Genomic DNA, 26193 nt, shown 5'->3' with positions numbered 1-26193 from the left:
AACTTATGAAGTGAAAGTATATTCACTAATTCCCTTGTGTTAGCTTTTTATAGTTTTCTATTTTTTCAGAAATTTCATTTTTTACCATAGAAATATCAAAATTTTTAGGTTTTTGTATAGTTGGATAAGATTTTATAATATTTTCAAACTCTAAAATAGTATCATCAATTGATTTTGATTCAATTACTGGAATGTTTAGTTTTTGAATTAATTCTTCATTATATGTTTTATCTTCTCTTTTAAATAAAACAGGGTTATTTTCACAGAAGATAGATTCTAATGCTGTTTGTAAAGAAGCTGTTAATAAATACTTACTATTTTGAATAGTTTCAACATACTCTTCTTCATCTATAACATCACTAAAATGTTCTGTAAATATTTTTTCATTTCCTAAGAAGAAATAGTGTCCCATAAGAAGTGTGATATCATGTTTAGAAGAATTTTTAACACCATCTAAGAATAGTTCATTATAGTCATCATCACCAAAGAAAATTGTTTTTTCTATATTTGGATTTTCTATTTTTGAATAAAGTTGTTCATCAATAATTACATCATTTAATTCTTCCATATTATAAACTAAAGAACAAAACTCACTCATTCCTTCTTTCATTAGTTCATTTGTTTCATCTGTATCATAAAGAAGAATATCTCTTTTTTGCATGATGTTATGTAAATTTCTTACAACATCAATATTTACATATCTTCTTATCCCTAATAAGTCTTTAGCAAAAGCTCCTGCTCTAAAATCACTAGTACATAAAATAGGATCAAATTCTTTTAATTCATTTGCTATAGCAGCACATCTTTTTGCTGCTTCAAGACCAATAGCATGACCTGTTTTTGCATAAAAATAAACTTGCATATTAATACCTTTTATATTTGTTTGTATATATTTAAGTATTTAGTATACTAAAAAGCTTCATAGCTTTTGGTTAAAATAAGTTTAAAATAAAATACTAAGTTTATTAAATAAGTTAAATTCAAAGCTAAGGATATTTTACTTGGATTACTTCATTTATATTTTCAAATATATTTTTTACTCTTTCTTGCCATAGTTTTCTAAACTCTTTTTTTTCTTCTATTGAAGCTAAGTTTTGCATTTGTTTTTGCATAAGTTCAGCTACTTTTGGATGAGCTGGTATGCTGTTTGGATTATATATGATTTCTATAGTTTCTTTTGTATCTAATCTTTGAAACTTTGCACTTGAATTAATATTGTCATTAAACTTCATTAAATCAAATCTTTGAAATTTTTTATTTATTCCTTTAAAGCCAGTAGTTTCAGTTGCACCAGTGATTTGTGATATTACATTTGCGATAACACCTGCTACTGAATCTTTAGAATCTTCTTTAAAAGAGACAAAAATCTCACCTCTTTTAGGGAGTTCTTTTTGATATAAATGTTTTAAGGCTACTAAAGTCATGATATAAGCTCCTGCAACAGTAGGACATGAATGTCCTGCTGCTTTAACTATATCTAAATAATTAAATTCAATAAGACCATTTTCAAGTGAACCTAAGAATGCTGATAAATCATCTTGAAGTTTTATAGTTTCTATAGTATTAAAAAATTCTGGATAGTTCATATTTTCCTCTCTTTTAAACGAAATACATTATTTGTGATAAAAATACTATACATATTACTAATGCAAAAGGTAGTTTATGGCTTTTGAAAATAAAAGGTTGAATTCCAAAAAAAACTTGAAGTATACCTCTTAAGCCTAACCATAAACCTAAAATAGCTTTAATTGATAATAATATTTGAAAATTTGAAAGACTATTTTCAATACTTCCAAAGTTAAGATAAAAAAGGCAAATACCACTTACTACAGCAACAATAAGAGCTTTAGGTACCAAAACTCTTGTAAAGTCTTTAAAGTAAGATCTAACTTCTTCATATTTTTCTTTAGTAAGTCTTTTTTGCATTCTCATTAAAATCAAATTATCTGTAAAAAGAAAACCTGCATAAATTAAAATAGAAAAAATATGTATAAGCTTTAAACTTAGATATATCATGTTTTACATTCCACCTAGTTTTGCTTTTACTTCATCTGTTGCCATACTGATATTCCAAGCAGGCTCCCATACTAATTCAACTTGAGCAAGCTGTGCTTTAGGTAATTCTCTTAAAACAGCTTCTTCTACCCACTGTACAATCAACTGATGTAAAGGACAAGCTTTTGTACTTAATGTCATCACAACTGTAACTTCCATTTTTTCATTACAAAAAGCATCATAAATTAAGCCCATTTCTACAAGATTAAAACCAACTTCTGGGTCATTTACTGTTGAAACAGCTTTAAAAATTTCTTCTTTATTATATATCATCTTTAAACCTTATCATGAAATCTATATCTTTTAGCAAAAAAATTGCACCAATACTTAATACACTAACACCGCTTTTAAAAATAGTTTCATTTGCATATAAAATTCCAATTGATACTATTATTATTCCAATAGATGAAAAAATAAACTGCATATTTGCACTTCTTTTAGGTACCATATCAGCAAGCATTGGAACTTTTTTCTTTCCAACAAAAGGAGAAAATCTTTCATACCAAACTAAAAAGGGGATGATTTTATATAAATGCCCTGTGATTATAAATGTGATAAAAGCAATACCTAACCAAGAAAGAGTAAGTAAAAGATTTTGACTTGGATATAAAATATATAAACCTGTTAAAATCAATGCAAAGAATAAACAAATATATGAGAAAACCATACTTTTGAAATAAATATCATTTTCTAATCGTACTCTTGTTTTATAGATTATAAAAACTTGCATGAAGTATAAAATTAAAGCTATAAATGTAAAGATATAAGATAAATATTCAAAAATTAAAATATCAAATAATGATGAAAAAACTTGTAATAAAATTCCAATACTTAAAATAGCAAGAGCAGTTTTAACATATATCCATGAGAAACTATGACTTAACCAAAACATAGGAAGTAAAATCAAACTCATTCCCATGATAGTGATGCCAACATAGCCTATTAATACTAAATATACATGGGCTCTTAAAATAGATATAGTATCAACATCTAAAATACCACTATATCCTAAAGCAAGAATAATTCCTATAATTAAGCCTAAAAGTAAAAAAATATTGGCTAGTAAAACACTTGTTATTATAAAGTTTAGTTTTTTCACTTTTATTATAGTAAGAAAAGTTTCAAGTAAAAAAATACTAAAAGAAATAAATGCAACTACTCCTCCATAAGGTAATAATGAAGGGTAATACATAAATCCAAGTGCCATAAGAGTTGTTCCTATAAATAATAAAGGATAAATAATATAATACAAATCAACAGAAAAATGACCAACTTCAAGTACTACAGGAATAAGTTGTGCCATTGCACCAAATATTATCATCATTACAAATCCTAGTAAAAATAAATGTGTCCATGATAAAACGGTATTATTTAAACTATGTGCATCTATAACATCTATATTAAATAGTAAAAAAATACTAAGTGTATATATAATTACACCTATTAAAAAATATGGTGCAACAAGTTTAAAAGGTGGTGCAAACTGTTGTGAAATATTCATCTTATTTATTACCCATTACAAGTGTTTTGTGAAAAATCAGTAGTCTTTGAGGCATTATTTTTTAATGTAAATACTACTTTTACTTTTCCATCATCTGTGTTTTCTTCTTGAAAGTCAAAATCTTCTTGTACTTTTGGGAATAATCCAGCTGGCGATTTATGATTTATCATAACTAGTTTTGAGTTTTTATCTAGTAGTTGTAGACCTGCCATTGCATTTACCATTGGTTCAGGTGGAGGACACATACTTGTATCAAATTCATATATTGTTAGTTCATTTTCAACTTTTTTAAAAAAGTCTACAGTTGAACCTATAACTTCTATTTTTTCCATTTTTGCTCCTTTTATTTCCATAACTTTATCAGTATTGATAATGTATATCATTGATATAAATCAATGGAAATAAAAAGATCTCTATGATGAGGTTTTATACCTAATACAAGCTTCTACAAACTTTTCAAAAACTCTTCTATGTTCTTTTAAATATATTAAGTATTCAGGGTGCCATTGTAAGGCTAATAAGAAAGGATAGTCCTTTTTTTCAATAGATTCAATAATAGATTCATGCTTAGAAGACACTTCTAACTCATCACCTACTTTGTTGATAGCTTGATTATGAATACTATTGATTAAAATCTTTTCTTCTTTTACTGTAGAGTATAAAGAACTGTCTTTTTTTACTTTGGCTTCTTTGATTGGGAAGATAGAGTTTTGATGGATTAAAAACTCATCCAAATCAAGTATTTTTGCGTATAAATTTCCTTCAAAATAGATATTTATAAGCTGAGCACCTCTACAAATACCTAAAATAGGAAGCTCTTTTTTATAAGCTTTATCAATCATTTCAAGTTCAAAAGCATCTCTTTTTTTATCAAGCTCTGTATTATGTGCATCTTTGTGTGCTCCATAAAGTGTAGGGTCTATATCATTTCCTCCACTTAAAATCAAACCATCAAGCCTATCAAAGTTTATATTTTTCTTCGAGGGTCTAAGTCTAATACAAAATGCACCTTGAAGTTTTAGGTTTAACTTTATAAACAAATAAGCAAAAACATTGCCTTTATCTGGTAAGCATATTCCAATTAGTGGTTTTTTAGCCATGACTGAACTTTTTCCTCCCATTTGGTAAGATTGATTATATTGTCTAAGTGAGATAAATACTCTTTAGATAATAGCTCTAAAGCAGAACTATTATTTGCTAAGTCTTCTATTAGAATCCATCTATTCCATTCTTGAGAAACTTCCCAATCTTTACTTCCAATCATAGAGTTTGATAAACGATAATGAAAGGCTGGTCTTGGTTTGATTTTTGTATCAGGAAGTATAGCTCTTACAGCTTTTTCATCAATAAATGCCAAAATAGGAAGTAAGTCTAAGGATCTATTTCTTGTGGGGTTAAATTTCAAATAATCATTTAAAAATTCATTTATTGAGGGATTGTAGTTTTCATCTAATATATGTTTTATATAATCTTTTTCAAAATTATCAATAAAAGGAGTGATTTTTCTAGCAAGGTCAATTTTAGCGTCTTTATTTATATAATCTTGTAGAATAACATAAGCTCTCATATATGAAAGAAGACTTTTTACATCTAAAGAAATTACTTCTACATTTATATGAAGTCCAAAGGCATAATATAGTTTATGTTTTGTTCCTTTTGCTTCATGAAGTGCTAATTCTTGGATTATTTCATCTATTATTGTAATTTCATCTAAAGGTAGAGGCGGAGTGCTTATCTCATAAGGAACTATATCTTTTGATATATCGCCTATGAATTTTTCTACTATATCAATATCTTCTTTTTTGATATTTATACCAATTTTTTCTGATAACTCTTTTGCATTTTTTTCTATTTTTTGTTTTGTTAAAAGTTCAAAATCAAGTTCTAATATAAAATCCCCATATTGAGATTCTAGTTTATACAAATAATTATTTACTTTTTTTACTTTTAGATTAAAATCTTTTTCAAGAATCTCTAAAATTGTTTCTATTTCAATATTAGAAAACTCAAGCTCAAATCCTATATGTCTAATCTCATTTTTATAGTTTTTTCTAATTTTTGGTTGTAAAAAATTACTCATTTATAATATCCTTTAATCTATACTTTTTTTATAGTATCTATTTAAATCAAATAATCCAGCTTCAATAGGATTTGTTTCATTAAATTTATTTTGAAACCAATCATAAACTTGCCAGAAATTTTTATCGTTTCTATTTATAAAAAACTTAGAAAGTTTTGATTCATCAACATTTCCTTTTAGAAGCTCAAAAAACTCTTTGATATCATCTTCTTCTACGACAACAAAATAATTAGGATAAGATCCTATAAAGCCTTCTATTATGTTTATTTTGTCCTTTTTAATATTTAACCGAGCTTCTTCATTAAATAAAAAGGCAACACTATCATGCCATCTATTTATAACTGCTGTGTAGACTAAATCTTCTTTTCTCATTTTGAATCTAACATATACTAAATTGAAGTTATCGCTTGAAAACTTTTTGAATTTGTTTATTTCATTGTGAAAAATTATACTTTTTAGTGCTTTTTGAATATCATCTTTTGTTTTAAACTCTTTTATATTTTTATAAAAATCAACTTTTGTATCAATAAAGTTTATTTCATCTTTAGGAGTTTTTGTATAGTCTAATAAGTTTACAACAAACTCTTTAAATTTATAATCAACTTTAGGATCTAAGTTTGAGGGTGTATATGTAGCTACTTGTTTTGCGATATCTCCTATATACCAACTATTAAAGATATCATTTCTTTTGCTTCGTGGAAGATACTCTAAAAAGTTGCTTTCTCCTTCAATTCTTAGTCTATCCATATATTTTCTTACAAGTATTTTATGTTGAGTGTTTCCATATACATCAAAACCTGCAACAAGAGAGTAATAAAGTCTTTCAAGTAAAGGATAATCTATAACCCATAAAGTCTTAGGTATATCTCCTAGCGCTCCTTTATGTACAGAAGAAGAATCAAAGTGTCTATATATTGTTAAAATAGCATCATTATCTTTTTCTCCATAGTTGTTTCCTTTCCAAATAGATTGGAAATCTAAAGGACTATTGTATTTTTCATAAAGTTTATTTTTGTTTTTATAGTAATCAATAGTTACACTATTATATTTATAAATACTAAAAACATCTAAAATCCCACTATTACCACCATATTCATTTGGTAAAGATAAGTTTTTTTGATTTTGTATTAAAAAATCTTTATCTTGAATTGTATAATCATATTTAGGATCTTTAAATGCAACCCAAAAATGGTCATTTATAACATTTAGTGCAACTTGTCCTTTACAAACAGGACCTCTAATATATGTCATAATAAAGTAGTGTATATTATCAAGCATAAATTCATATCTTGATTTTGCAGGAATTTGCTTAAATGCAATCAAGGGATTTGCAGCTATTTTAGGTTCATAGCTAGGCATATTAGGTTTTTCTTCCCAAGTAGGTCTTATAAATAAATCTTTATATCTTTGTAACTTATCTTCATTTAATTTATAAACCATGTGTGTTTTATGTACTATAGTAGATGTTATTTTTTTAAATTTATAGAAAAACTTCTCTTTTGCTTTTCCATAAGGAACTCTTGTTTTTACAGCATCTGAGCCATTTGCATTGTATGTTCTATATAAAGAGTAAAAGTTGTCATCTCCATCAAATTTGATGTGAGCTAAGAAAAGATGTTCATAAATATATCTTGCTGTAACTTGATGTTTCATATCTGGGTTATTTAAGAACATCTCAAATGCTTTGATAATTCTAGAAGGTTTTTGTTTCTCTTCTTCTTGTTTTTTTATATCACCTTTAAGCCATGAAATAAGCATTTCATGCTCTTTTTTATTAAGTGCTGGGAAACCATAAGGCATACCATGATTTGGATTATCTTCTAAATATTCATCTAGTTCTTCCATATTTTTACTACATTGAAGATCATCTGTTTCAGGGGCATAATCTCCTATATTTTCAGGTTTTAACTGTTTTTGCTTTAAAAGCTTGGACATAATATTTTCTTGATTATATTTTTTCAATACAGAGTGAAAACCTAAATCCTCCCACTCTTTAGATGTTGTTGCATCTATAAACATTCTTGAAGGTTTTGCAGGATCAATTCTATTGTCATAAATTTTTTCTTTTGTGGCACCTCTTAGTAAGCCATCAACAGAACTAAGTTTTAATTGACAAGGTGAGTTGTAACATGAGTGGCAAACAACACATCTATTGTCTAAAATTGGTTTTATATCTTTTTGAAAAGACAATTCATTGTTGTTTTGGGCATATAAAATTGTTTGAAGTAGTAAAACTAGAATCAAAAAATTTAGATTAGTTTTTTTCATTTATTTCCTTAATAGTATTAATTGCTGCTGGCAATAGGGCTTCACTTAAAGCAGGGTGGATATATAGCATATCTTTTAAGTGTCTTATATCATTTTGGATGTGCATTACTGTTAATACTTGATGAATCATAGTAGAGCTTTGAGGTCCTATTAGGTGGCAACCTAGTATTTCATAAGTATTTTTATTTACAATAAATTTAGTAAAAGGATAATCTATTTTCATAGCTTGAGCTTTTGCACTAGCTTTCCAGCTTGTTTTTGAAACTACAAAATCAATATTTTGTTCTTTTGCTTGTTCTTGAGTTAAACCTACACTGGCAATTTCGGGACTTGTAAAAACAGCATGGGGCATATATTTGAATTTTAGAGCTTTATCTTCATCTTCAAAAAGAACTTTAAAAAGATGATTCATTTCATAAGCTGCTGCGTGTTGAAGCATATATTCACCTGCTGCATCACCTACTACATAAACATCTTTTGCATTTGTTTGAAAAAACTCATCTCTTTTTATAAAACCTTTTTCATCAAGTTGTATTGAAGTATTTTCAAGCTTTAAATCTTTTGCATTTGAGTCTCTTCCTATGGCATAAAGTAAGGCTTCACTTTTGTGAGTCTTTGTACTTTTATCTTTATTTTCTAAAACTATATCAAATGAGCCATTTTTATATTTTGCATCTTTTACTGTAGTATTAAATTCTATATCAATGTTTTTGCTAAACTCATCTTTGAACGTTTCTTGAATATCTTTATCTTCATTTGATAAAAGAGTATTGCTTCTTACAAGTAGTTTTGTTTTGATTTTTAAAGCATCAAAAACATTTGCTAGTTCACAAGCTATAAACCCAGAACCTACAATAGTAATTGATTTTGGAATATTATCTAAAGGAAAGATGTCATCACTACTCCAAGCCTTTTCAAAAGGAGGTTTTTGGGGGCTTGTTCCTGTTGCAATTATTATTTTTTTTGCTGTTAGTTTTTGATTATTTACTTCAATAACTTTATCAGATAAAAAATATCCAATACCTCTATATAAATCTACGTTTTCATTTAGTTTAGATTTGTAGTTTTCATCTACACTATTTATAAAAGAATTATTGTTTTCAAATATTGTATTTATATCAATATTTTTAATTTCACTTGAAATAAAATGTTTTTGAGAATTTTGTATAGTTCTAATAACATCAGCATAACCAATCAGAAGTTTTGAGGGAACACAGCCTCTATTTGCACAAGTTCCACCTAAACTTGATTTTTCTATAAGGGCAACACTTTTTCCTATGGCACCAGCTTTTTTAGCTAAGTTTGAGGCTCTTCCTCCTCCAATAATTATTAAGTCGTAAGATTTCATAGTAACTCGCTTTTGTTATTTTTTGTTGTAATATTATAGAGTTTTTTTCTCAAATGACACTTATTTTTATTTAAAATTTTAGAAGTTCTTTCCTCGTTTTTTAGAACTTTATAAAGATTATTAGTTACTTATAATATAATAATTTTCATATAAAACTTGAAGGAAGCTTATGCGAAAACTAAACTCAATTCTTGTATTTATTTTAATACTTTCTAGTTATGTAGTAGCAGCTGAGACATCAAACGTCAAACTCACTTACATTCCTAACGTAATTCAAATAAATAAATCTACAACAATGACTCAAAAAGAACTAGATGAGGCACTAGTAAAACTTTTTAAAAAAAGTCCTATGAAAGATCAATATAATAAAGCTACTGACTTATTAAGTAAAGGAGCATTTGTTACAAAAAACGCTTTATATTATACGATAAAAAAACAAGTAAAAGATTATAGAGCATTTCAATTATTATATGTTAATGGGGGCTTTGATAAAGATGTCCTTCAGAATTGTTCACTAATTAAAAAAGCAGTTAAAGTTGATTATTTAGCAAGTTATCAAAGTTTAGAAAATGAAATTAATTCAAGTGTTCAGACTGCACTCTTTTTAAAAGATAAAGTTGATTTTTCAAAATGTGATGTTTATTCTGCATTAGCTGGAACAGAATATAATTCTAATATTTCTTTAGAGACTTTAAAAGTTGTTGTGCAATCACAAAAAATGGCAAGTAAAATATTAAATGATTTAGTAGTTACTATTTTTAATAATAAAGACGTAAAGTGGCAATATAAAAAAAGAGCTGTTCATTCTTATTTTAAACCAAGAATTAAAGCAATTAAACTTCTTCAAAATCGAGGTGGTGTTGTATCAAATAAGAGTATTGCTAAATATTTAGATTTATATAGAAATCCTATTCCATATACAAAACATCAAAATATAGCTCTTAAGTATTATGAAGAAATATTGAAATTAATTTCAAAGGATATTAAAAATATCGATAAAACGATTGATAATGCACTTAGAGAAATGAAAGAGATGTCTAATAGTAAAAGTTCTAAACCAGTAATAAAAAATATGTATAAAATAGCAATAAAAATACTTTCAAAAGAGAGTAATACAAATATTAAAGAAAAACAAGCAAATGATGATATGCTTACACAATTAAGAACAGCTATTTTAAAAAAAGATAAAAGACGTATAGATTTTTATCTTAGAAGAGGAGCTAAACCTACTTCGGGAATATTTTATTTAACTATTCAAAATGGACTTGAAGAGTTGTTTTTTAAATTATTAAAAATTAATACTCCAAAAGATTTAGATTATAATAAACTACTTTATACTTCTGCTGTAAAAAAGACCTATAAAGTTTTAGACTTCATAATTAAAAATAAACCGATTAATAATAACTTAGAAGATACTATTATTGTTCTATTATCAGATGCTCAGAATTCAAGAGCTCAAAAGTTAATCAATAAAAATATTAATGTTAATAAAATAATTGATTCAGTTTATTTCAATTATGGACTTAATTCTAAAGAATTATCAAATGCAGTAGAGTTACTAGGAAAAGAAGCTCTTTCAAGATATAAATACTTTAAAAATATTGAAACACAAAAGAATAAAAAAAGAATAAAAGAGGAAAAAGAAAGAGAGAAAAAAAGAATCAAACAACTAAAACAAGAACAAGAAGAATATTCTAAAATAAAAAAAGTAGGTGATAAAGTATGTCTTTTAGGTACTCAGCTATTATTCTTTGAAGTTGAAATTAAAGGGTATGTAGAAAATGTTGTAAACGATAAAATTCAAATAAGAATAAGTGATACAGGTGCTTACTCTGGAAATGAGTATATAGAAAATAGACTTGTGTGGGAACCCTATTGGAATTGGAAAATATGTAGATAAAAACAAGAAAATTGACCTTTTGAATTTTAGATAAAATCAAAGGTCAAATTTCTAGTTGAAGAGGTATTAAAAATCTCACTAATTAATGTATATTCTTATTAATTACTGTTAAATAGATTTTTTTTCTAAATTCATATACATGTGAATAACATCAATAGCAGCGGGTGTAATTCCCGAAATTTCGCTTGCATTGAAAAGAGTAGGTGGTCTGAACTTTTCTAGCTTTTCAATAGCTTCATTTGATAATCCAGAGATTTGTGAATAGTCAAAGTCTTCAGGGATTGTCATTTTAAGCATTCTTTTCATTTTATCTATTTGCTTTTTTTGTTTCTCTACATATCTGTAGTATTTTGCTTCTACTAAGATTTGCTCTTTTAAGTAGTCTGATAAATCAGCAAATTGTGGTAAGAATTCATCAAAGTGTTCAACTTTTACTGTACTTCTTCCTACGATATCTATTAGAAGTACTCTATCTTTGATTTTATCTTGTCCTAATCTTTCAAGTAGTTCAAGATTTTCTTTTTTAGATGTGAACCATTCATTACTCATGTATTCAATAGCTTCATCAATAACCTTTTGTTTAAAGTTTACTTTTTCAATAGTTTCATCATTAATAAGACCTAACTCATGTCCATAAGCACTTAATCTTAAATCAGCTCCTTCTTCTCTTAAAAGAAGTCTATATTCTGCTCTTGATGTAAACATTCTATAAGGTTCATTTGTACCTTTTGTAACTAAATCATCGATTAAAACCCCAATATATGCTTCATCCCGTCTAAGTACAAATGGCTCTTTACCATCTATTGCTAAACAAGCATTTATACCTGCTATTAGACCTTGAGAAGCTGCTTCTTCATAGCCTGTAGTTGCGTTGATTTGACCTGCATTATATAGGTTTTTGATTTTTTTAGTCTCTAAAGTGTGTTTTAATTCAGTAGGGTCTACATAATCATACTCAATAGCATATCCATATCTAATGATTTTTGCATTTTCTAATCCTGCAATTGAGTGAATCATCTCTTTTTGCACATCAATAGGAAGTGATGTTGATAGACCATTTATGTAGTACTCTGTACACATTGCTGTTTGTGGTTCTAAGAATAACTGATGTCTATCTCTCTCAGCAAATCTATTTACTTTATCTTCAATACTAGGACAGTATCTAGGCCCTGTACCTTCGATTTGACCTGTAAATAGAGGAGTTCTATCAAAGTTTGATCTAATAGTTTCATGTGTATCAAGATTTGTATATGTAATATAACATGGATATTGAGTAGGACTAAACTCTTCTTTGTTTGTTCTAAAAGAAAAAGGTGCAGGGTTTACATCTCCTCCGTGCATTTCCATGTTTTCAAAATTGATTGATTTCCCATCAATTCTTGCAGGTGTTCCTGTTTTTAGTCTTCCTACATTTAATCCAAGCTCTTTTAACTGAATAGATAAAGTTGAAGATGGAAGCTCCCATGCTCTACCTGCATCATACTTATTCTCACCAATGTGAATAAGTCCTTTCATAAATGTACCAGTTGTAAGGATAACTTTTGAAGCTTCAAACTCTTCGTTTAGTCTGGTTTTTACACCGTAAACTTCTTTGTTTTCATTGATTAAAAGTTCACTTACTTCATCTTGGTATACTTCAAGGTTGTCTGTGTTGTGACAAACTCTTCTCATATATTCTCTGTATTTATCCATATCAATTTGAGCTCGACTTCCTTGAACTGCTGCACCTTTTGAAGCGTTTAGGATTCTAAACTGAATACCTGTTGCATCAGTACATAGACCCATCTCTCCACCTAAGGCATCAAGTTCTCTAACTAGGTGACCTTTTGCTAGTCCACCAATAGCAGGGTTACATGAAGCAGCACCAATTTGCTCTACTAACATAGTAATAAGTAGGGTTTGTTTCCCCATTCTTGCAGATGCTAAGGCAGCTTCAATACCAGCATGTCCTCCACCTACAACGATAATATCATATTTCATAATTTCTCCAAAAATTAGGTAGTATTTATATTGTTTTTATAAGTCAAAATTGAAGCCTTGGAATAGTAACTTTTATTTAAAAATTGGCTTCAGAATATTTTTTTCGTATAATACCAAAAAAATATGATTATTCCAAATAAATTTTAATTTTTTTTAAGATTTAATGCTTAATTTAGAAATTAAATGTTATTAGATACTATATCGTATATAAAATATGAAGGAATACAGTGTTTACTGGACTTATAAGAGAGATGGCTCAAGTAGTGAGTCTTAAAAATAACTTCTTAACATTAAAAGCAAAATATAGCCCAAAAATAGGGGATTCTATAGCTGTAAATGGAGCTTGTTTAACGGTAGTTAGATATACAAGTGATACTTTTACAGTTGAGCTTTCACCTGAATCTCAAAAGATTTTAGCCATGGAAAACTATAAAGATGAGGTTCACATAGAACCTGCTATGATGATGGGTGATAGGTTTGAAGGTCATATTGTACAAGGTCATGTGGATTGTTTAGGAACAATTAGTGATATTAAAAACAATGGAAACTCAACTGATTTTTATGTATCACTTCCAAGTGAATACTCAAAGTATATCATCCCAAAAGGAAGTGTGACAATAGATGGAGTTTCACTTACAGTAAATGATGTGATGAAAGACTCATTTAGACTTACAATCATTCCTCATACAATTGAAAATACTTTATTTAAAAGATATAAAGTAGGAACAAAAGTAAACCTAGAAACAGATATGTTTGCTAGATACGTTTATAATATGTTCAAAGGAACTCAAGAGAAAAAAGATAAGCTTTCTTGGAATGATGTAGATAGGATTATGGCTACTTATTAGTAGTCTTTTCCTTTTTTTCTTTAGTTGAATTTTCTTGTTTATTTGAAGCTGTAGGAGCTTGTTTATATACATAAAAATATTTTTTCTTTAGTACATTTGCGTACATTTCTACTGTTGCTGTTTTCATTTGTGGAAGTATTTGTATATCTTTTACTTTTCCTACTTTTAGACCTTCTACGAAGATGTTATCCATACCTGATGTTACTATTTCATCTCCGACTTTTATTTCAGACCACATAGGAATAAATTTGATTAGGATTGTTTTGTCTTTTTTTGCTGTTAAAATACCGGGTGTTTTATTTTCTCCTATAAATACAGCGTAAGAGCATTTTTCATTTCCATTTAGAAGTGCTACAGCTCTTCCTTGTTCTTTTACTACAATTCCTGCGGCATAATCTTGGCTAATAAGTCCCAAAATAGTGTCATCTTTTTTTTCATAATCTAACCATACTTTTGTAAAGTCATTGAAGTTTATATATGATAAAACTTTTGTTTGTTTTATATCTATTCTTGTTTGATGTTGTTCATTTGTAGTAAGAAATTTATTTATACTATCTAACTTTTTTTGAGTAGTAAGATATAAGGCTTTATAGTTTTTAAGCTCATTGTTTTGTATTTCAAGCTTTTCTATTGTTCTAACTTGATTAAAATATTTTTCAATAGTAGTAGAAATATCAATAACCGAGTCAATATAAGAGAGTTTTATGTCATTTAAGAAAGTAAAGTTTCTAGCAACTAGTTTATCTACCTCAAAAAGGTAAGATAAACTAACTACTAAAAAAAGTACAATAAAAAAGAATTTACGCATTAGTGATTAGTTTTAAAAGTGCATCCTCATCTAATACATTGCTTGTACCATAAGCTACTGCTAGAAGTGGATCTTCTGCAACTTTAACAGGAAGTTTTACAATATCAGCGATATATTCATCAAGTCCTCTAATTAAAGCACCACCTCCTGTAAGAATTACACCATTATCAACTACATCTCCTGCTAAATCAGGTGGCATATCTTCTAAGACACTTCTTACAGCAGAAACTATCTCTTTTAATGGCTCTTTTATAGCAGTTCTAACACCTTCACTTCCAAGCTCAATAGTTGAAAGTAAACCAGAGTTATCTCTACCTTTTACTTTGATTTTTAGTTCAGTATCAAGTTTAATAGCAGTTCCGATTTCTATCTTGATATTCTCAGCAGTTCTCTCACCAATATATAAGTTGTAGTTTTGTCTTACATAATCAATAATTGATTTATCAAACTTATCTCCTGCAACTTTGATTGATTTTGAAAGTACTAAACCACCAAGAGAAGTTACACCAATCTCAGTTGTACCACCACCAATATCAACAACCACATAACCTGATGGGTCAGATACCGGAATACCAGCACCAATCGCAGCTGCCATTGGCTCTTCTACTAAGAATACTTCTCTAGCTCCTGCACTCATTGCTGATTCTTCAACGGCTTTTCTTTCAACTTGTGTAATCCCATAAGGAATACAAATAATGATTCTAGGTCTTATAAAAGATTTTCTTGAGTGGGCTTTTTCAATAAAGTATCTTATCATTCTTTCAGTCATTTCAAAGTCAGCGATAACACCATCTTGCATTGGTCTAACTGCTTGAATATTAAGTGGTGTTTTACCAATCATTTGTTTAGCTTCTTGACCAACTGCTAAAATCTTATCTCTACCATATTTGTCATTTTGAACTGCAACAACTGATGGTTCATTTATGATAATACCTTTTCCTCTTACAGAAACAATAGTATTAGCAGTTCCAAGGTCAATTGCCATATCACTTGAAAATAGACCGATTAATTTATCTAAAAACACTTTATTTTCCCTCTCTTATGTTTATGCGATTTTTGGTTCTTTCTCTTTTTTTACTACTTCTTTTGTAATAGTAATCGTCTTATCTTTATATTTTGGAAGATCATACATAATATCAAGCATAATATCTTCTAAAATTGATCTAAGACCTCTTGCTCCTGTTTTTCTTTCAATAGCAAGTCTAGCAAGCTCTTTTAGTGCTTCTTTATCAAATTTTAGGTTTACATCATCCATTTCAAATAGTTTGATATATTGTTTGATAAGTGCATTTTTTGGTTCAGTTAAAATATGAACCATATCATCTTCTGTGATTTCATTTAAAGTGGCTACCATGTGTAATCTACCGATTAACTCAGGAATTAAACCATATTTTACTAAATCATCAGTTTCAACTTGAGAGATTAGTTTCTCTTCTTCTTTTTTAGATTTCTTATCTTGATTAAACCCAAGTACATTTGCACCTTGTTTTTTCTTGATAATATCTTCAAGACCATCAAATGCTCCACCACAAACAAATAAAATATTTGTAGTATCAACTTGAAGTGCGTCTTGTCCAGGATGTTTTCTTCCACCTTTTGGTGGAACATTTACAACTGAACCTTCTACTATTTTAAGAAGTGCTTGTTGAACTCCCTCACCAGATACATCTCTTGTAATTGATCTATTTTCACTCATTCTAGCTACTTTATCAACTTCATCAATAAAGATAATTCCTCTTTGAGCTCTCTCAACATCACCATCAGCAGCTTGTACTAATCTAGTAACCACATTTTCAACATCATCACCAACATAACCAGCTTCTGTTAAAGATGTAGCATCAGCAATTGCTAAAGGTACATCTAAATATTTAGAAATAGTTTGTGCTAAAAGTGTTTTACCTGAACCTGTTGGCCCAATTAAAAGAACATTTGATTTATTTAATTCTGTGTCATCATCAATTTCATTATGTCTAAAGATTCTTTTATAGTGGTTATAAACTGCAACAGATAAAACTTTTTTTGCTCTTTCTTGTCCGATTACATAGTCATCTAAGATTGCCTTTAATTCAGCTGGAGTTCTAAGTTTTATCTCTTCTTGAACTTTTTCTTCTTCTGTAGTTATTGGTAAATGCTCCATATCATCAGGAGTATTTCCATTCATAATTTCATGTGCAGCACCAACACAAGCTTTACAAATAGAAGCATTATCTCCTGCAATTACAGGATTATTAGCACTATCAGTTGCTCCACAAAAATCGCATGTTACTTTACTCATTTCACCAAACCTATTTATTTATTTTCTGTTGTAAGGAATACCTCTTTTTGTATTTAAACAAAAAGATGCTAATTCTCTTACATATTTATTTTCATTTTCTTTTAATTCATTTGCTACATCAGCTAAAGGTTTTCCTGCTTCAAATAAAGCTTTATAAGCTGTTTTTACAGCATTTATATCTTCTCTATTTTCAAATCTTCTTCTTAAACCATTTAGGTTAAGACCTCTTAAAACAGCTTTATTACCTTCTGCTAAACAAAATGGAGGAATGTCTTGTGTTACTACAGAACCTCCACCAATCATAACTTGTGTTCCAATTTTACAAAACTGATGAATTGGAGTTAATCCACCAACCACAACATAATCATCAATTTCTACATGACCTGCTAAAGTCGCGCAGTTAGCAAAAACACAATTATCTCCAATAATAACATCATGGGCTACATGAACATATCCCATAAATAAATTATTGCTACCAATTTTTGTAATAGAACCACCACCTTGAGTTCCTGGGTTAAATAAAGTAAATTCTCTAATTTTATTGTTGTCTCCAATAATTAGTTCTACTTCTTCGCCTTTGAATTTCAGGTCTTGAGGGTCTGTACCAATTGCTGCATGAGAATAGATATGATTGTTTTTACCAATTGTAGTTTTACCTGCAATTACAGTATTTGAATCAATTCTTGTTCCATCACCAATTTTTACATCTTTACCAATAATTGTAAAAGGGCCAATTGTGATATTATCACCAAGTTGTGCCCCTTCTTCAATAATTGCTGTTTTGTGAATATTATTCATTATTTACCTAATTATTTGTCTACTACCATAGCTTTTAATTCAGCTTCTGCAACAAGTGCATCATCAACATAAGCTTTACCTTCAAGAACAATTAGTGTACCTCTTAGTTTTTTAACTTGAATTCTGTACTCTAATTTATCTCCTGGTTTTACAGGTGTTCTGAATTTTGCTTTGTCAATACTCATGAAGTAAATAACTTTGTTTTTTAACTCTTCATTTGTTAAATCATTGCTTTTAAGAGCTAAAACTCCACCTGCTTGTGCCATACCTTCTAAAATTAAAACACCTGGGTAAATCGGGTGACCAGGGAAGTGACCCATAAATGCAGGTTCACTTATAGAGATATTTTTATACCCTGTAATACTTTCGCCTTTTTGCATATCTGTAATTCTATCTACAAGTAAAAAAGGGTATCTGTGAGGAAGTATTTCTTGAATTTCCGTAATATCTAACATCTATTATCCTAAAGTTTAATTAATGGTAGATATTTTATCGAAAAGAAAATTAGTTTTGAATTATGTTTGCTACGTTTTTTGAACTTCCATTTTTTAAATACTCTCTTAGAAGTTTTGAATCTTTAAAAAATTTATCCCTATTCATGGTTTTATAGTCATTTAGTAAAGCTTCAACACTTACTTCATCTTGTAAAAATTCACTATGAATACACTCTTTTCCCATCTTATCAAAAAAGATATTAGCAAGACCTATATATGGTAGTTTTACAAAGGTTCTTCCTATTTTATAGTCTAATTTTTTAGCTATATAACTTAGTGTAAAAGGTGTTCCAATAAGTGCAGCTTCAAGAGTGGCTGTTCCAGAACATATAAAAGCATATTCACTATCTTGTAAAGTTTCATGAGCTTGTCTTGAAATAGTAAAATCTGATATATCTCCATAAGTTCTACTAATATATTCATCATCAAATTTTGCAGGGATTATTAAAATATGTTCTTTGTTTGGAATTTGTTTTGCCAAGCTTTTAAAAATTGGCATTAGGTTTTTTATTTCAGTTTTTCTACTTCCTGGCATAAAAGCAATTTTATTGCTTTGTATAAGCTCTTCTTTGAAGTGATGTATTTCATCAAGTAGAGGATGACCTACATAAGTGATTTTATCTTTTTGAGTGTAAAGCTGCTTTTCAAAAGGTATGATAGAGCAAAGTTTAGAACAATATGCTTCAAGTTTTTTAACTCTTCCTTTTTTCCAAGCCCAAGCTTGAGGAAGGATGTAATAAATAATCTCTTTGTTTGGATACTTTTGTTTTAGTTTTTTTGCTAAAGGAAGGTTGAAACCTGATGAGTCCATCAAAAGAACTTTATCACAAGTAGCAGCAGCTTCTACAAGTTCATCTCTTAACTTAAAAAAGAATCTAAGCTTTTTAAGAGCATCTATAAAGCCCATGATAGCTAAAGCAGTTAAATCATACATAGGATTGCCAAGTTCTTTATCAAATACTCCTACAAGCTCTATATCATCACTTAGGTGCTTTTTAAGCTCCTTTAAGTGAATATTTGAAGAAGTTTCCATCGCACATACTAAAAGTTTCATATTATCTCTTCCCTTACATCATCATAAGTTTGCGCATTTATAAAAATCTCATACTTTTCATCAAGAATTTCATCTAAGACTATAATAGCACTTAAATCATAAGGGCTTTTGATTATTTTGGCTCTTATTTGAAGTTCTTCATCAAATAGTGGGGGATTATATATAAGTTCTTTTACATTTGTATAGTTTTTATTGCTAAGTTCATTGTATTTTTCTAAACTTATGATTTTTACTTCATCTCTGTTTAGATAGTTTATGCCATCTTTTTCATACTCAATTCTACCATTTGTTTTTCCTCTATTTATCATAGAATATGGGAAAATATATGAAGCTTTGATTTGTTTTTTTACAAAAACTTTTCCACTTAAAAGCCTATAGTTTAAAAATCTATTTTTTATGATTTTATACTCATCACCATTTGCTTCAAGAGTATTTCTTCTTTTATAAAGTTCTAATCTCTCTTCAATTGATTCAGGTAAAATCTGATTTGAGATAGGGTTAAACATCTCATCCATGATTTTCTTTTGAGCTTCTCTTTGAGCTGAAAGTCCAAATAAACAACCACAATAGTTTTGTCTATAAAGTTGGTTTTCTTTTACTTTTTTACCTTGAATTTCTGCACCATTTCCAGCTTTATAATCTCTAAAAATAAACTCAATTCCATGTAAACTTTGAAGATTGTGACCGATTTTATCTAGCTTTTCTTGGGACTTTTTAGGAGAAATTAAAAGAGTAGTTGTGAACTTATCATGTCCTAGCTCTTTTGCTTTAGCAACGGTGTTATCAAGTCTATCATCATAACAAACTGTACATCTATCCCCTTTTTCTGGAAGATGTTCCATACCTTTTACTTTTTTAAGCCATGCTTCTAGGTTATAAGGGCCTTCAATTAATTCAATTCCTAGTTTTTGGCATGAGTATTCTACGTCTAAGTATCTAAGTCTATATTCACTATATGGATGAATGTTTGGATCATAAAAAAATCCTACTAACTTTTCATTTGGATATTCTTCTTGTATTCTTTCTAAAAAATAGTGACTATCAACTGCACAACAAATATGTACTAACAATAAATAACCTTTGATTTTATAATTTATGGATATTATAGTAAAATATTTTAAAACAAAGGATTAGATATCAAAAAATTAGCTATCTTACTTACTTTTATCTTTCTTTTTACAGGTTGTTTAAAAAAAACGCCAATACTTACATCAAGTGCTACAATACTTATAAAAACACCGACGATGAAGTTTTATGACAAGGGTTTTATTTTTAATTATGATGATTATACACAAGTTCAAATCTTTAGTGCAGGTACAGCAATACTTGATATGAAAATCTATGAAGATAGGGTTTGTAGTTCTACTTTTAAATGTGAAAAGTTAGAGATTTTTAATGCAAAAAATTTACATAAATCATATAAAAAAGAGTTTTTAAGAGAACTTTTTAATAAAAATGAAAAAGAGATTATCCATAGAGATAGAAAAAATAGAATACTTATAAAAATAAAAAAAGATTAAAACAAAAAAGACATAAAGTCTTTTTTGTTTATCTAGGTGACTTAAAGTACCATTTCATTTCTTTTAAATCATTTATATTTTTATTTGAATTTACTGATTGTAAAGTAACTACAAGATGATCACTTGAAAAACTTTTTATTTTTAAAGTTTGAGTATAACCCATGTATTGAGTAACTATACTATTGTTTTGAACTTTTAAAGAGTCATAATCTTTTGTTAAATCATCTATTTTCCAAGAACTACTTATAAAACTTTTATAATGTCTTTGAACCTTTGCTTTATAAGAATTTTTATATTCATGTACCACATAAGCTAAATCCTCATAACCTTTTTCATACTCATAAAAAGTCTTATTTAATAAATAAGAAACATCTTGTTTATTATCTTCTTGTGGCGTTTTTTTCTCAAGTTCTTTTTTTATTTCTTCTACTTGTGTGCTTGTTAATTTTTGTATTAAACTTGAAGTTTGTAAATCATTTACAACTTGTGTTTCAAGTAAAGCTGCTTTTTGTTTTAAATCTTGATTTATATTACTTTCAAAAGTAGTTTTAAGTGAAGAGATATTGGCTTTTACATCATCTAATCTTGTAGTATTATTTGTATCAAATAAACCTTCAATATAATCTTGTGTATTCGTAGAGTTTTGTTTAAAATTCTGATATAAAGCGTTTGTAATAATCATACTCTCTTTAGAACTACTAGGTAAATCTAAAAGCTTTTCTTTATCTAAACTGCTTAGATTTAATTGCGTTTTTGTTAAATCAAGAAGTTTTTCAAGGTTTTGATTCTCTATATTTTTATCTGTATTATAAATCAAAGTAGAGATTAAAGAGACTTTTTTTGTTGAAGATTTTAGTGTTGTTGTTAGTCTAATATCTTCTGTATCTATTTGCCCATTTGCATTTACATCTATAATCCCTGAACTCACTACTATAGGATAGGCTATACTAGTATCAAATTTATAGCTATTTGAATATGGACTAACAGGTATTGCTGTATTTCCATTTGCGTCTGTAACTGTTGCATTTAAAACAGCACCTCTTTCTACTTGAACAATATTTGATATACTAGATGAAACATCTCCTGCTCCCCCACAACCTACAAATAATATAGAACTTAGAAGAGATGTTAGTACTATTTTTCTTTTTTTCATTGTAATCCTTAATATGTTTTTAATTATAAATTTATAGAATTATATGTTTACAAAGAGACAGTATTATGTCGCAAGAAAAAATAAGAGATAAAATGAATAAAGATTTTGAAAATTTACCTAAAAAAAACAGTGAAAAAAACAGCGATACGGTTCTTAGAAGACTTATGCTTATTTTACAAAAATTAAGTGATAATGAACTTCCAACTAGAAAAGACTTAGAAAAAGAGTTTAATGTAACAGCAAAAACTATCCAAAGAGATATATACCAAAGACTTTCATATTTTCCTATTGAGAAAACATCTTTAGGGCAGTATAAATTTATAGAGGGCTTTACTTTAAATAAAACAACTCTAAAAGAAGATGAAATGCTTTTTGTTTATCTCTCCCTTTCTCAAATAAAAGATATAAATGAAAACTTTGAAAAAATCACTTATGATATTTTTTCAAAACTTTTAACTCCAAGATATTCAAGTCCATACTATATAAAGCCAAATAGTTTCCAAGAAATAGATATGGATTCATCTTTGTTAAACAGACTTGAAAAAGCAATAGAGTTAAATAATATGGTGGAGTTGAAGCTTCAAAATAGAGTATTTATAATTGAACCTTATAAAGTAGTAAGTTTTGATGGAATTTGGTATTTATTTGGGAAAGACACAAAGGATGAGAAAATACGAACAGTTTTTATCCATGAGATAAAAGAACTTTATATTCAAAAGTGTAAGTATAAACTAGATAAACCAATAGATGAAATACTTGATAATGTACATAGTGCATGGTTTGAAGATGGAAATACAATGGAAGTAAAAGTAAAGGTTTTACCAAAAGCAGCTTTCAATTTTAAGTTAAAAAAGCTATTGCCTTCTCAAGAAATACTAAAAGAGTATGATGATAAATCTTTATTAGTAAAGTTTACAGTATCAACACAAGAAGATATAGATAATATCATAAAAGCGTGGTTACCAGATATCCAAATAATAGAACCACAAAGTTATAAAGAAAAGTTTATAAAAGAGTTGCAGCAGTATCTAAAAGCTTATGAAGCTTAAGTCTAGTCTTTGAGACTAGACTGGATACTTATGACATTTTTTTTAGTTTTGAATAACCTGCTTTGATTAGTTTTAAAAGAGGTTTTCTATAAGAGCTAAATACATACTTTTTGATTTCGTAAGCAAGTCTTCCTTTTACATGGAATAAATCAGCAATATTACCAGCTGCGTATTTCCCACCTAGGGCAATTAGAATACCATCTAGTTTTGGATCACATTTTACTAATCTTTTTTTCTCGATCATTCTTAAAATATTTTTACCTGCATTTGTTCCACTGATTCTAGCAATAGTAACATTTGGAGGCATAATTTCGCCTTTTTTATTTTTGATTTCAGCTGCATCACCAATAGCAAAGATTTTAGGGTCTTTATCACTTTGCATAAACTCATTTACTATTATTTGTCCTTTAGGGTTTTTAGCTACATCAAGTTCTTCTGTGATTTTATTGGCTTCAACTCCCCCTGTAAAGATTAAAAATGAGTTATAGATTTTTGTTCCATTTGAAAGATAAGCAAATCCATCTTCACACTTTTGAAGTTTTGTATTAGTAATTACATTAATACCAAGAGATTTAAGTCTTTTATGAGAAATACTAACTAATTCAGGAGTAAGACCTGGAAGAATAGTATCAGAACTACTTACAAGGGAGATTTTTAGGTTATCACAAGAGAAATTACCTCTTTGAAAAAACATCTTTGAGTTATATGCCATCTCTGCTGCGATTTCTACCCCTGATAAACCAGCTCCAACAACTACGATGTGAGTATCATCACATTTTTTTGCTTCATCTTGGATTTTTTTGAAAAGTTGGTTTTCAAAACTTTGTTTAAAGAACATAGCCCAGTGAAGTTTTTTGATATCGTGGGCATTATTTAATCCAGGAATTTGTGGTGGGAAAAATGTTCTAGTACCTGCTGCCATGATTAAATAATCATACTCAACTATTTCTTGTTCTTCTGTGAATATTTTTTTTGATTCTTGGTCTATTTTTCTTACTTTTAAGTTTTTATACTCTAAATAGTTGTGATTAAATCCTAAACATAAAGTAGTTAAATCAATAGTAACATCAGCAATATTTGATTTGTTTGCGATAAGATCATAAACTTCTGGTTGAAGATTATGAAATGTATGTTTATCAATCAATGTGATTTTTATATTTTTATTTTTAACTAATTCTCTTAATGCATAAATACCCGCATAACCACCACCAATTATTACAACTTTTTCCATCAAATAAACCTTTTTTTCACTATTTTATTTGTAAGATAAACTTTTACAAATATATGTTTGAAATGTTACTAAATTTTTATAGCCCATATATAGCGAGCCTCAAACTTAAAATATTCAGTAATTCTATACTTAGCCATTTTAGGATATGATAAAAACTTAATAAAGATTGTAAATTTCTTAACTGGTGTTAATAAATGACACTTTATATAAGCTTATAATAATTCAAAAATCATGAAACAAAAATCACTTATTAAATTAAGCTTATATTATAAATCTAATAAGTGTAAATAATATTAAATTAATAGGACAAATATATGAAATACGTAGGAGCTCATGTAAGTGCAACTGGTGGAGTATTTAATGCCCCAATAAACGCAAGAGAAATAGGCTGTAAGGCCTTTGCTCTTTTTGTAAAAAATCAAAGACAATGGAGAGCAAAAGACTTTGAAACAAAGGTTTTAGATAAGTGGTTTAAAGAGATGGAAGAAACAGGAATTGAAGCAAAACATATCTTGCCACATGATTCATACTTAATCAACTTAGGTCACCCAGAAGAAGAGAAAAGACAAAAGTCACTTGATGGGTTTTTACATGAGATTGAAAGATGTGAAATTTTAAAGCTTGATAGACTTAACTTTCACCCAGGTTCGCATCTAAGAAAGATAAGTGAAGAAGAGTGTTTAGATAGAATCGCACTATCTCTAAACCAAGCAATTGATGCTACAAATGACATAAAACTAGTTATTGAAAATACAGCAGGTCAAGGAAGTAACTTAGGTTATAAGTTCGAGCATTTAGCATACTTAATTGATAAAGTAGAAGATAAATCAAGAATTGGTGTATGTATAGATACCTGTCACATGTTTACAGCAGGTTATGACATCAGAACAAGAGAAGCTTATGATAAAACATGGAAAGAGTTTGATGAGGTAGTAGGACGTGAGTATCTTATGGGAATGCATATAAATGACTCAAAACCAGAACTTGGAAGTAGAGTAGATAGACACCATAGTTTAGGTATGGGACAGATTGGATGGGATGCATTTAAGTTCATCATGAATGATGATAGAATGGATGATATTCCATTAGTACTAGAAACAATCGATGAAACTATCTGGGCTGATGAAATCCAAGCCTTATATGATTTAGTAGAGAAGTAGTTTTACTTCTTTGCTAGTGCTTTGGAGACTTTTTTTATAGTCACATCTCCATTTTCACAAACTTCCACTTGAACATCTTTTATCTTTGTAAAAATAAAATATAAATCAACTAACTCTTTTACTTCAATTGATGAGGGACATTTACTTAAAGATTTTTTCACAATAATAATGTCTTCTTTGAGTTCATAGCTTGTATAACAACAGTTTAAAGGAATAACTTTTATTTTTAAAATTGAAAGAATCTCTTGCATAATATAAACCTTATTATTTCATTTCTTCAAAATTTTTTGAATTATTGGGGTAAAAACAATATAGTTTCCCTATAGGGAGTGTTTTAATAATTCTATCTCTTATAAACTTATAATAAACTTCACTATAGGGAAAAGATGTTATTACATTTAGATGTTGATGAAAAAGAGATAGAAGAGTTTCACAGAAGAATTGCAGATAATGTTAAACAAATAAGAAAAGAAAAAAAGTTATCACAAACGGATTTAGCTTTGAGTATAGGTCATAAGTCTGTAAGTATGGTAAGTAAGATTGAAGCAGGTTTAGAAGATAAACACTATAATATTGAACAACTATATAAAATTGCCAAAGTATTAGAAGTAGACATAAAAGAATTCTTTAACTAACAAGTAAATAACAAACAATACGATAAAATAAAATCT

General features: G+C 28.3%; 27 protein-coding genes. 6 read left to right on the top strand and 21 right to left on the bottom strand.

The features are described 5' to 3' along the window. Window positions 1–25: 25 nt before the first annotated feature. From ACH5BK_RS12005 to ACH5BK_RS11960, 10 genes are all read right to left on the bottom strand, one after another. Complete coding sequence (locus tag ACH5BK_RS12005; RefSeq protein ID WP_404307724.1) at window positions 26–862, bottom strand: hypothetical protein; 837 nt, start codon at window positions 860–862, stop codon at window positions 26–28. A 124-nt stretch (window positions 863–986) separates the two neighbouring features. Further along, complete coding sequence (locus ACH5BK_RS12000) at window positions 987–1586, bottom strand: FmdE family protein (RefSeq protein ID WP_404307722.1); 600 nt, start codon at window positions 1584–1586, stop codon at window positions 987–989. A 13-nt stretch (window positions 1587–1599) separates the two neighbouring features. Continuing rightward, entirely contained in the window at window positions 1600–2016 is a 417-nt protein-coding gene (locus tag ACH5BK_RS11995) for a hypothetical protein (protein WP_404307720.1), read from the bottom strand. 3 nt (window positions 2017–2019) lie between these two features. Beyond that, window positions 2020–2328: a metal-sulfur cluster assembly factor gene (locus ACH5BK_RS11990; protein WP_404307718.1), complete on the bottom strand. Its 309-nt coding sequence runs from the start codon at window positions 2326–2328 to the stop codon at window positions 2020–2022. Beyond that, window positions 2318–3556: a hypothetical protein gene (locus ACH5BK_RS11985; protein WP_404307717.1), complete on the bottom strand. Its 1239-nt coding sequence runs from the start codon at window positions 3554–3556 to the stop codon at window positions 2318–2320. The genes ACH5BK_RS11990 and ACH5BK_RS11985 overlap by 11 nt, the downstream gene beginning before the upstream one ends. An 8-nt stretch (window positions 3557–3564) precedes the next feature. Continuing rightward, a complete protein-coding gene (locus ACH5BK_RS11980; protein WP_404307715.1) occupies window positions 3565–3888 on the bottom strand; it encodes a hypothetical protein in 324 nt (107 codons plus the stop codon). Window positions 3889–3969: 81 nt separating this feature from the next. Continuing rightward, the gene (locus ACH5BK_RS11975) at window positions 3970–4656 is read right to left on the bottom strand and encodes a gamma-glutamyl-gamma-aminobutyrate hydrolase family protein (RefSeq protein WP_404307713.1); all 687 of its coding nucleotides are present in this window, start codon (window positions 4654–4656) and stop codon (window positions 3970–3972) included. Then, window positions 4638–5636 (bottom strand): amidoligase family protein, encoded by a 999-nt coding sequence (locus ACH5BK_RS11970; RefSeq protein WP_404307711.1) that lies wholly within the window; start codon window positions 5634–5636, stop codon window positions 4638–4640. The genes ACH5BK_RS11975 and ACH5BK_RS11970 overlap by 19 nt, the downstream gene beginning before the upstream one ends. A gap of 12 nt (window positions 5637–5648) precedes the next feature. Continuing rightward, on the bottom strand, window positions 5649–7904 hold the full coding sequence (locus tag ACH5BK_RS11965) for a fatty acid cis/trans isomerase (protein ID WP_404307709.1): 2256 nt from the start codon (window positions 7902–7904) through the stop codon (window positions 5649–5651). Next, the gene (locus ACH5BK_RS11960) at window positions 7891–9252 is read right to left on the bottom strand and encodes a dihydrolipoyl dehydrogenase family protein (RefSeq protein WP_404307707.1); all 1362 of its coding nucleotides are present in this window, start codon (window positions 9250–9252) and stop codon (window positions 7891–7893) included. The genes ACH5BK_RS11965 and ACH5BK_RS11960 overlap by 14 nt, the downstream gene beginning before the upstream one ends. A 169-nt stretch (window positions 9253–9421) precedes the next feature. On the opposite strand from ACH5BK_RS11960, the gene ACH5BK_RS11955 reads away from it, so the two are divergent. Further along, window positions 9422–11152 (top strand): hypothetical protein, encoded by a 1731-nt coding sequence (locus ACH5BK_RS11955; protein ID WP_404307705.1) that lies wholly within the window; start codon window positions 9422–9424, stop codon window positions 11150–11152. Window positions 11153–11260: 108 nt separating this feature from the next. Here the strand turns inward: ACH5BK_RS11955 and mnmG are convergent, their stop codons facing one another. Further along, window positions 11261–13132 (bottom strand): tRNA uridine-5-carboxymethylaminomethyl(34) synthesis enzyme MnmG, encoded by a 1872-nt coding sequence (mnmG, locus tag ACH5BK_RS11950; protein WP_404307703.1) that lies wholly within the window; start codon window positions 13130–13132, stop codon window positions 11261–11263. A 227-nt stretch (window positions 13133–13359) separates the two neighbouring features. Between mnmG and ribE the strand changes: the two genes are divergently transcribed. Beyond that, a complete protein-coding gene (gene ribE, locus ACH5BK_RS11945) occupies window positions 13360–13980 on the top strand; it encodes a riboflavin synthase (protein ID WP_404307701.1) in 621 nt (206 codons plus the stop codon). Here ribE and mreC read toward each other — a convergent pair. Genes mreC through ACH5BK_RS11910 form a run of 7 tightly spaced genes read right to left on the bottom strand, consistent with a single transcriptional unit; the run spans window position 13970 to window position 20479 of the window. Continuing rightward, the gene (gene mreC, locus ACH5BK_RS11940; protein ID WP_404307699.1) at window positions 13970–14788 is read right to left on the bottom strand and encodes a rod shape-determining protein MreC; all 819 of its coding nucleotides are present in this window, start codon (window positions 14786–14788) and stop codon (window positions 13970–13972) included. The two genes, ribE and mreC, sit on opposite strands and share 11 nt — an antisense overlap. Further along, window positions 14781–15812: a rod shape-determining protein gene (locus ACH5BK_RS11935; RefSeq protein ID WP_404307697.1), complete on the bottom strand. Its 1032-nt coding sequence runs from the start codon at window positions 15810–15812 to the stop codon at window positions 14781–14783. The genes mreC and ACH5BK_RS11935 overlap by 8 nt, the downstream gene beginning before the upstream one ends. Before the next feature lie 21 nt (window positions 15813–15833). Then, window positions 15834–17063, bottom strand: coding sequence for an ATP-dependent Clp protease ATP-binding subunit ClpX (clpX, locus tag ACH5BK_RS11930; protein WP_404307695.1), 1230 nt, complete (start codon window positions 17061–17063; stop codon window positions 15834–15836). An 18-nt stretch (window positions 17064–17081) separates the two neighbouring features. After that, window positions 17082–17861 carry an acyl-ACP--UDP-N-acetylglucosamine O-acyltransferase gene (lpxA, locus tag ACH5BK_RS11925; protein ID WP_404307693.1) on the bottom strand — a complete coding sequence of 260 codons (780 nt, stop codon included), beginning with the start codon at window positions 17859–17861 and terminating at the stop codon, window positions 17082–17084. A gap of 11 nt (window positions 17862–17872) precedes the next feature. Further along, on the bottom strand, window positions 17873–18316 hold the full coding sequence (gene fabZ / locus ACH5BK_RS11920) for a 3-hydroxyacyl-ACP dehydratase FabZ (RefSeq protein ID WP_404307691.1): 444 nt from the start codon (window positions 18314–18316) through the stop codon (window positions 17873–17875). Window positions 18317–18365: 49 nt separating this feature from the next. Further along, a complete protein-coding gene (lpxB, locus tag ACH5BK_RS11915) occupies window positions 18366–19409 on the bottom strand; it encodes a lipid-A-disaccharide synthase (protein WP_404307689.1) in 1044 nt (347 codons plus the stop codon). Further along, a complete protein-coding gene (locus tag ACH5BK_RS11910; protein WP_404307687.1) occupies window positions 19406–20479 on the bottom strand; it encodes an epoxyqueuosine reductase QueH in 1074 nt (357 codons plus the stop codon). Before ACH5BK_RS11910 ends, lpxB begins: the two co-directional genes overlap by 4 nt. 174 nt (window positions 20480–20653) lie before the next feature. On the opposite strand from ACH5BK_RS11910, the gene ACH5BK_RS11905 reads away from it, so the two are divergent. Continuing rightward, entirely contained in the window at window positions 20654–20929 is a 276-nt protein-coding gene (locus ACH5BK_RS11905; protein WP_404307685.1) for a hypothetical protein, read from the top strand. A gap of 28 nt (window positions 20930–20957) precedes the next feature. Here ACH5BK_RS11905 and ACH5BK_RS11900 read toward each other — a convergent pair whose 3' ends face one another. Continuing rightward, window positions 20958–22082, bottom strand: coding sequence for a hypothetical protein (locus ACH5BK_RS11900; RefSeq protein WP_404307683.1), 1125 nt, complete (start codon window positions 22080–22082; stop codon window positions 20958–20960). A 65-nt stretch (window positions 22083–22147) separates the two neighbouring features. Here ACH5BK_RS11900 and ACH5BK_RS11895 point away from each other — a divergent pair, with 65 nt between their 5' ends. Continuing rightward, window positions 22148–23131, top strand: coding sequence for a helix-turn-helix transcriptional regulator (locus ACH5BK_RS11895; protein ID WP_404307681.1), 984 nt, complete (start codon window positions 22148–22150; stop codon window positions 23129–23131). A gap of 28 nt (window positions 23132–23159) precedes the next feature. Here ACH5BK_RS11895 and ACH5BK_RS11890 read toward each other — a convergent pair whose 3' ends face one another. After that, the gene (locus tag ACH5BK_RS11890; protein WP_404307679.1) at window positions 23160–24362 is read right to left on the bottom strand and encodes an NAD(P)/FAD-dependent oxidoreductase; all 1203 of its coding nucleotides are present in this window, start codon (window positions 24360–24362) and stop codon (window positions 23160–23162) included. A gap of 314 nt (window positions 24363–24676) precedes the next feature. On the opposite strand from ACH5BK_RS11890, the gene nfo reads away from it, so the two are divergent. Then, window positions 24677–25522, top strand: a complete 846-nt coding sequence (nfo, locus tag ACH5BK_RS11885; protein ID WP_404307677.1) for a deoxyribonuclease IV — start codon at window positions 24677–24679, stop codon at window positions 25520–25522. A 2-nt stretch (window positions 25523–25524) separates the two neighbouring features. Here nfo and ACH5BK_RS11880 read toward each other — a convergent pair whose 3' ends face one another. Continuing rightward, complete coding sequence (locus tag ACH5BK_RS11880) at window positions 25525–25773, bottom strand: hypothetical protein (protein WP_404307675.1); 249 nt, start codon at window positions 25771–25773, stop codon at window positions 25525–25527. A 135-nt stretch (window positions 25774–25908) separates the two neighbouring features. Between ACH5BK_RS11880 and ACH5BK_RS11875 the strand changes: the two genes are divergently transcribed. Further along, a complete protein-coding gene (locus ACH5BK_RS11875; RefSeq protein WP_404307673.1) occupies window positions 25909–26157 on the top strand; it encodes a helix-turn-helix domain-containing protein in 249 nt (82 codons plus the stop codon). Window positions 26158–26193: the final 36 nt, after the last annotated feature.

The organism is Arcobacter sp. YIC-80 (genome assembly GCF_044841725.1).
GTDB lineage: Bacteria > Campylobacterota > Campylobacteria > Campylobacterales > Arcobacteraceae > Arcobacter_B.
Note: the sequence above shows the minus strand (reverse complement) of the source record. Positions and strands in the feature narration are given on the sequence as shown.

Excerpts from the sequence above, each read along its gene's own strand:
- ACH5BK_RS12005 (WP_404307724.1), bottom strand. The coding sequence starts at position 862 with ATGCAAGTTTATTTTTATGCAAAAACAGGTCATGCTATTGGTCTTGAA.
- ACH5BK_RS12000 (WP_404307722.1), bottom strand. The coding sequence starts at position 1,586 with ATGAACTATCCAGAATTTTTTAATACTATAGAAACTATAAAACTTCAA.
- ACH5BK_RS11995 (WP_404307720.1), bottom strand. The coding sequence starts at position 2,016 with ATGATATATCTAAGTTTAAAGCTTATACATATTTTTTCTATTTTAATT.
- ACH5BK_RS11990 (WP_404307718.1), bottom strand. The coding sequence starts at position 2,328 with ATGATATATAATAAAGAAGAAATTTTTAAAGCTGTTTCAACAGTAAAT.
- ACH5BK_RS11985 (WP_404307717.1), bottom strand. The coding sequence starts at position 3,556 with ATGAATATTTCACAACAGTTTGCACCACCTTTTAAACTTGTTGCACCA.
- ACH5BK_RS11980 (WP_404307715.1), bottom strand. The coding sequence starts at position 3,888 with ATGGAAAAAATAGAAGTTATAGGTTCAACTGTAGACTTTTTTAAAAAA.
- ACH5BK_RS11975 (WP_404307713.1), bottom strand. The coding sequence starts at position 4,656 with ATGGCTAAAAAACCACTAATTGGAATATGCTTACCAGATAAAGGCAAT.
- ACH5BK_RS11970 (WP_404307711.1), bottom strand. The coding sequence starts at position 5,636 with ATGAGTAATTTTTTACAACCAAAAATTAGAAAAAACTATAAAAATGAG.
- ACH5BK_RS11965 (WP_404307709.1), bottom strand. The coding sequence starts at position 7,904 with ATGAAAAAAACTAATCTAAATTTTTTGATTCTAGTTTTACTACTTCAA.
- ACH5BK_RS11960 (WP_404307707.1), bottom strand. The coding sequence starts at position 9,252 with ATGAAATCTTACGACTTAATAATTATTGGAGGAGGAAGAGCCTCAAAC.
- ACH5BK_RS11955 (WP_404307705.1), top strand. The coding sequence starts at position 9,422 with ATGCGAAAACTAAACTCAATTCTTGTATTTATTTTAATACTTTCTAGT.
- mnmG (WP_404307703.1), bottom strand. The coding sequence starts at position 13,132 with ATGAAATATGATATTATCGTTGTAGGTGGAGGACATGCTGGTATTGAA.
- mreC (WP_404307699.1), bottom strand. The coding sequence starts at position 14,788 with ATGCGTAAATTCTTTTTTATTGTACTTTTTTTAGTAGTTAGTTTATCT.
- clpX (WP_404307695.1), bottom strand. The coding sequence starts at position 17,063 with ATGAGTAAAGTAACATGCGATTTTTGTGGAGCAACTGATAGTGCTAAT.
- lpxA (WP_404307693.1), bottom strand. The coding sequence starts at position 17,861 with ATGAATAATATTCACAAAACAGCAATTATTGAAGAAGGGGCACAACTT.
- fabZ (WP_404307691.1), bottom strand. The coding sequence starts at position 18,316 with ATGTTAGATATTACGGAAATTCAAGAAATACTTCCTCACAGATACCCT.
- lpxB (WP_404307689.1), bottom strand. The coding sequence starts at position 19,409 with ATGAAACTTTTAGTATGTGCGATGGAAACTTCTTCAAATATTCACTTA.
- ACH5BK_RS11905 (WP_404307685.1), top strand. The coding sequence starts at position 20,654 with ATGAAGTTTTATGACAAGGGTTTTATTTTTAATTATGATGATTATACA.
- ACH5BK_RS11900 (WP_404307683.1), bottom strand. The coding sequence starts at position 22,082 with ATGAAAAAAAGAAAAATAGTACTAACATCTCTTCTAAGTTCTATATTA.
- ACH5BK_RS11895 (WP_404307681.1), top strand. The coding sequence starts at position 22,148 with ATGTCGCAAGAAAAAATAAGAGATAAAATGAATAAAGATTTTGAAAAT.
- ACH5BK_RS11890 (WP_404307679.1), bottom strand. The coding sequence starts at position 24,362 with ATGGAAAAAGTTGTAATAATTGGTGGTGGTTATGCGGGTATTTATGCA.
- nfo (WP_404307677.1), top strand. The coding sequence starts at position 24,677 with ATGAAATACGTAGGAGCTCATGTAAGTGCAACTGGTGGAGTATTTAAT.
- ACH5BK_RS11880 (WP_404307675.1), bottom strand. The coding sequence starts at position 25,773 with ATGCAAGAGATTCTTTCAATTTTAAAAATAAAAGTTATTCCTTTAAAC.
- ACH5BK_RS11875 (WP_404307673.1), top strand. The coding sequence starts at position 25,909 with ATGTTATTACATTTAGATGTTGATGAAAAAGAGATAGAAGAGTTTCAC.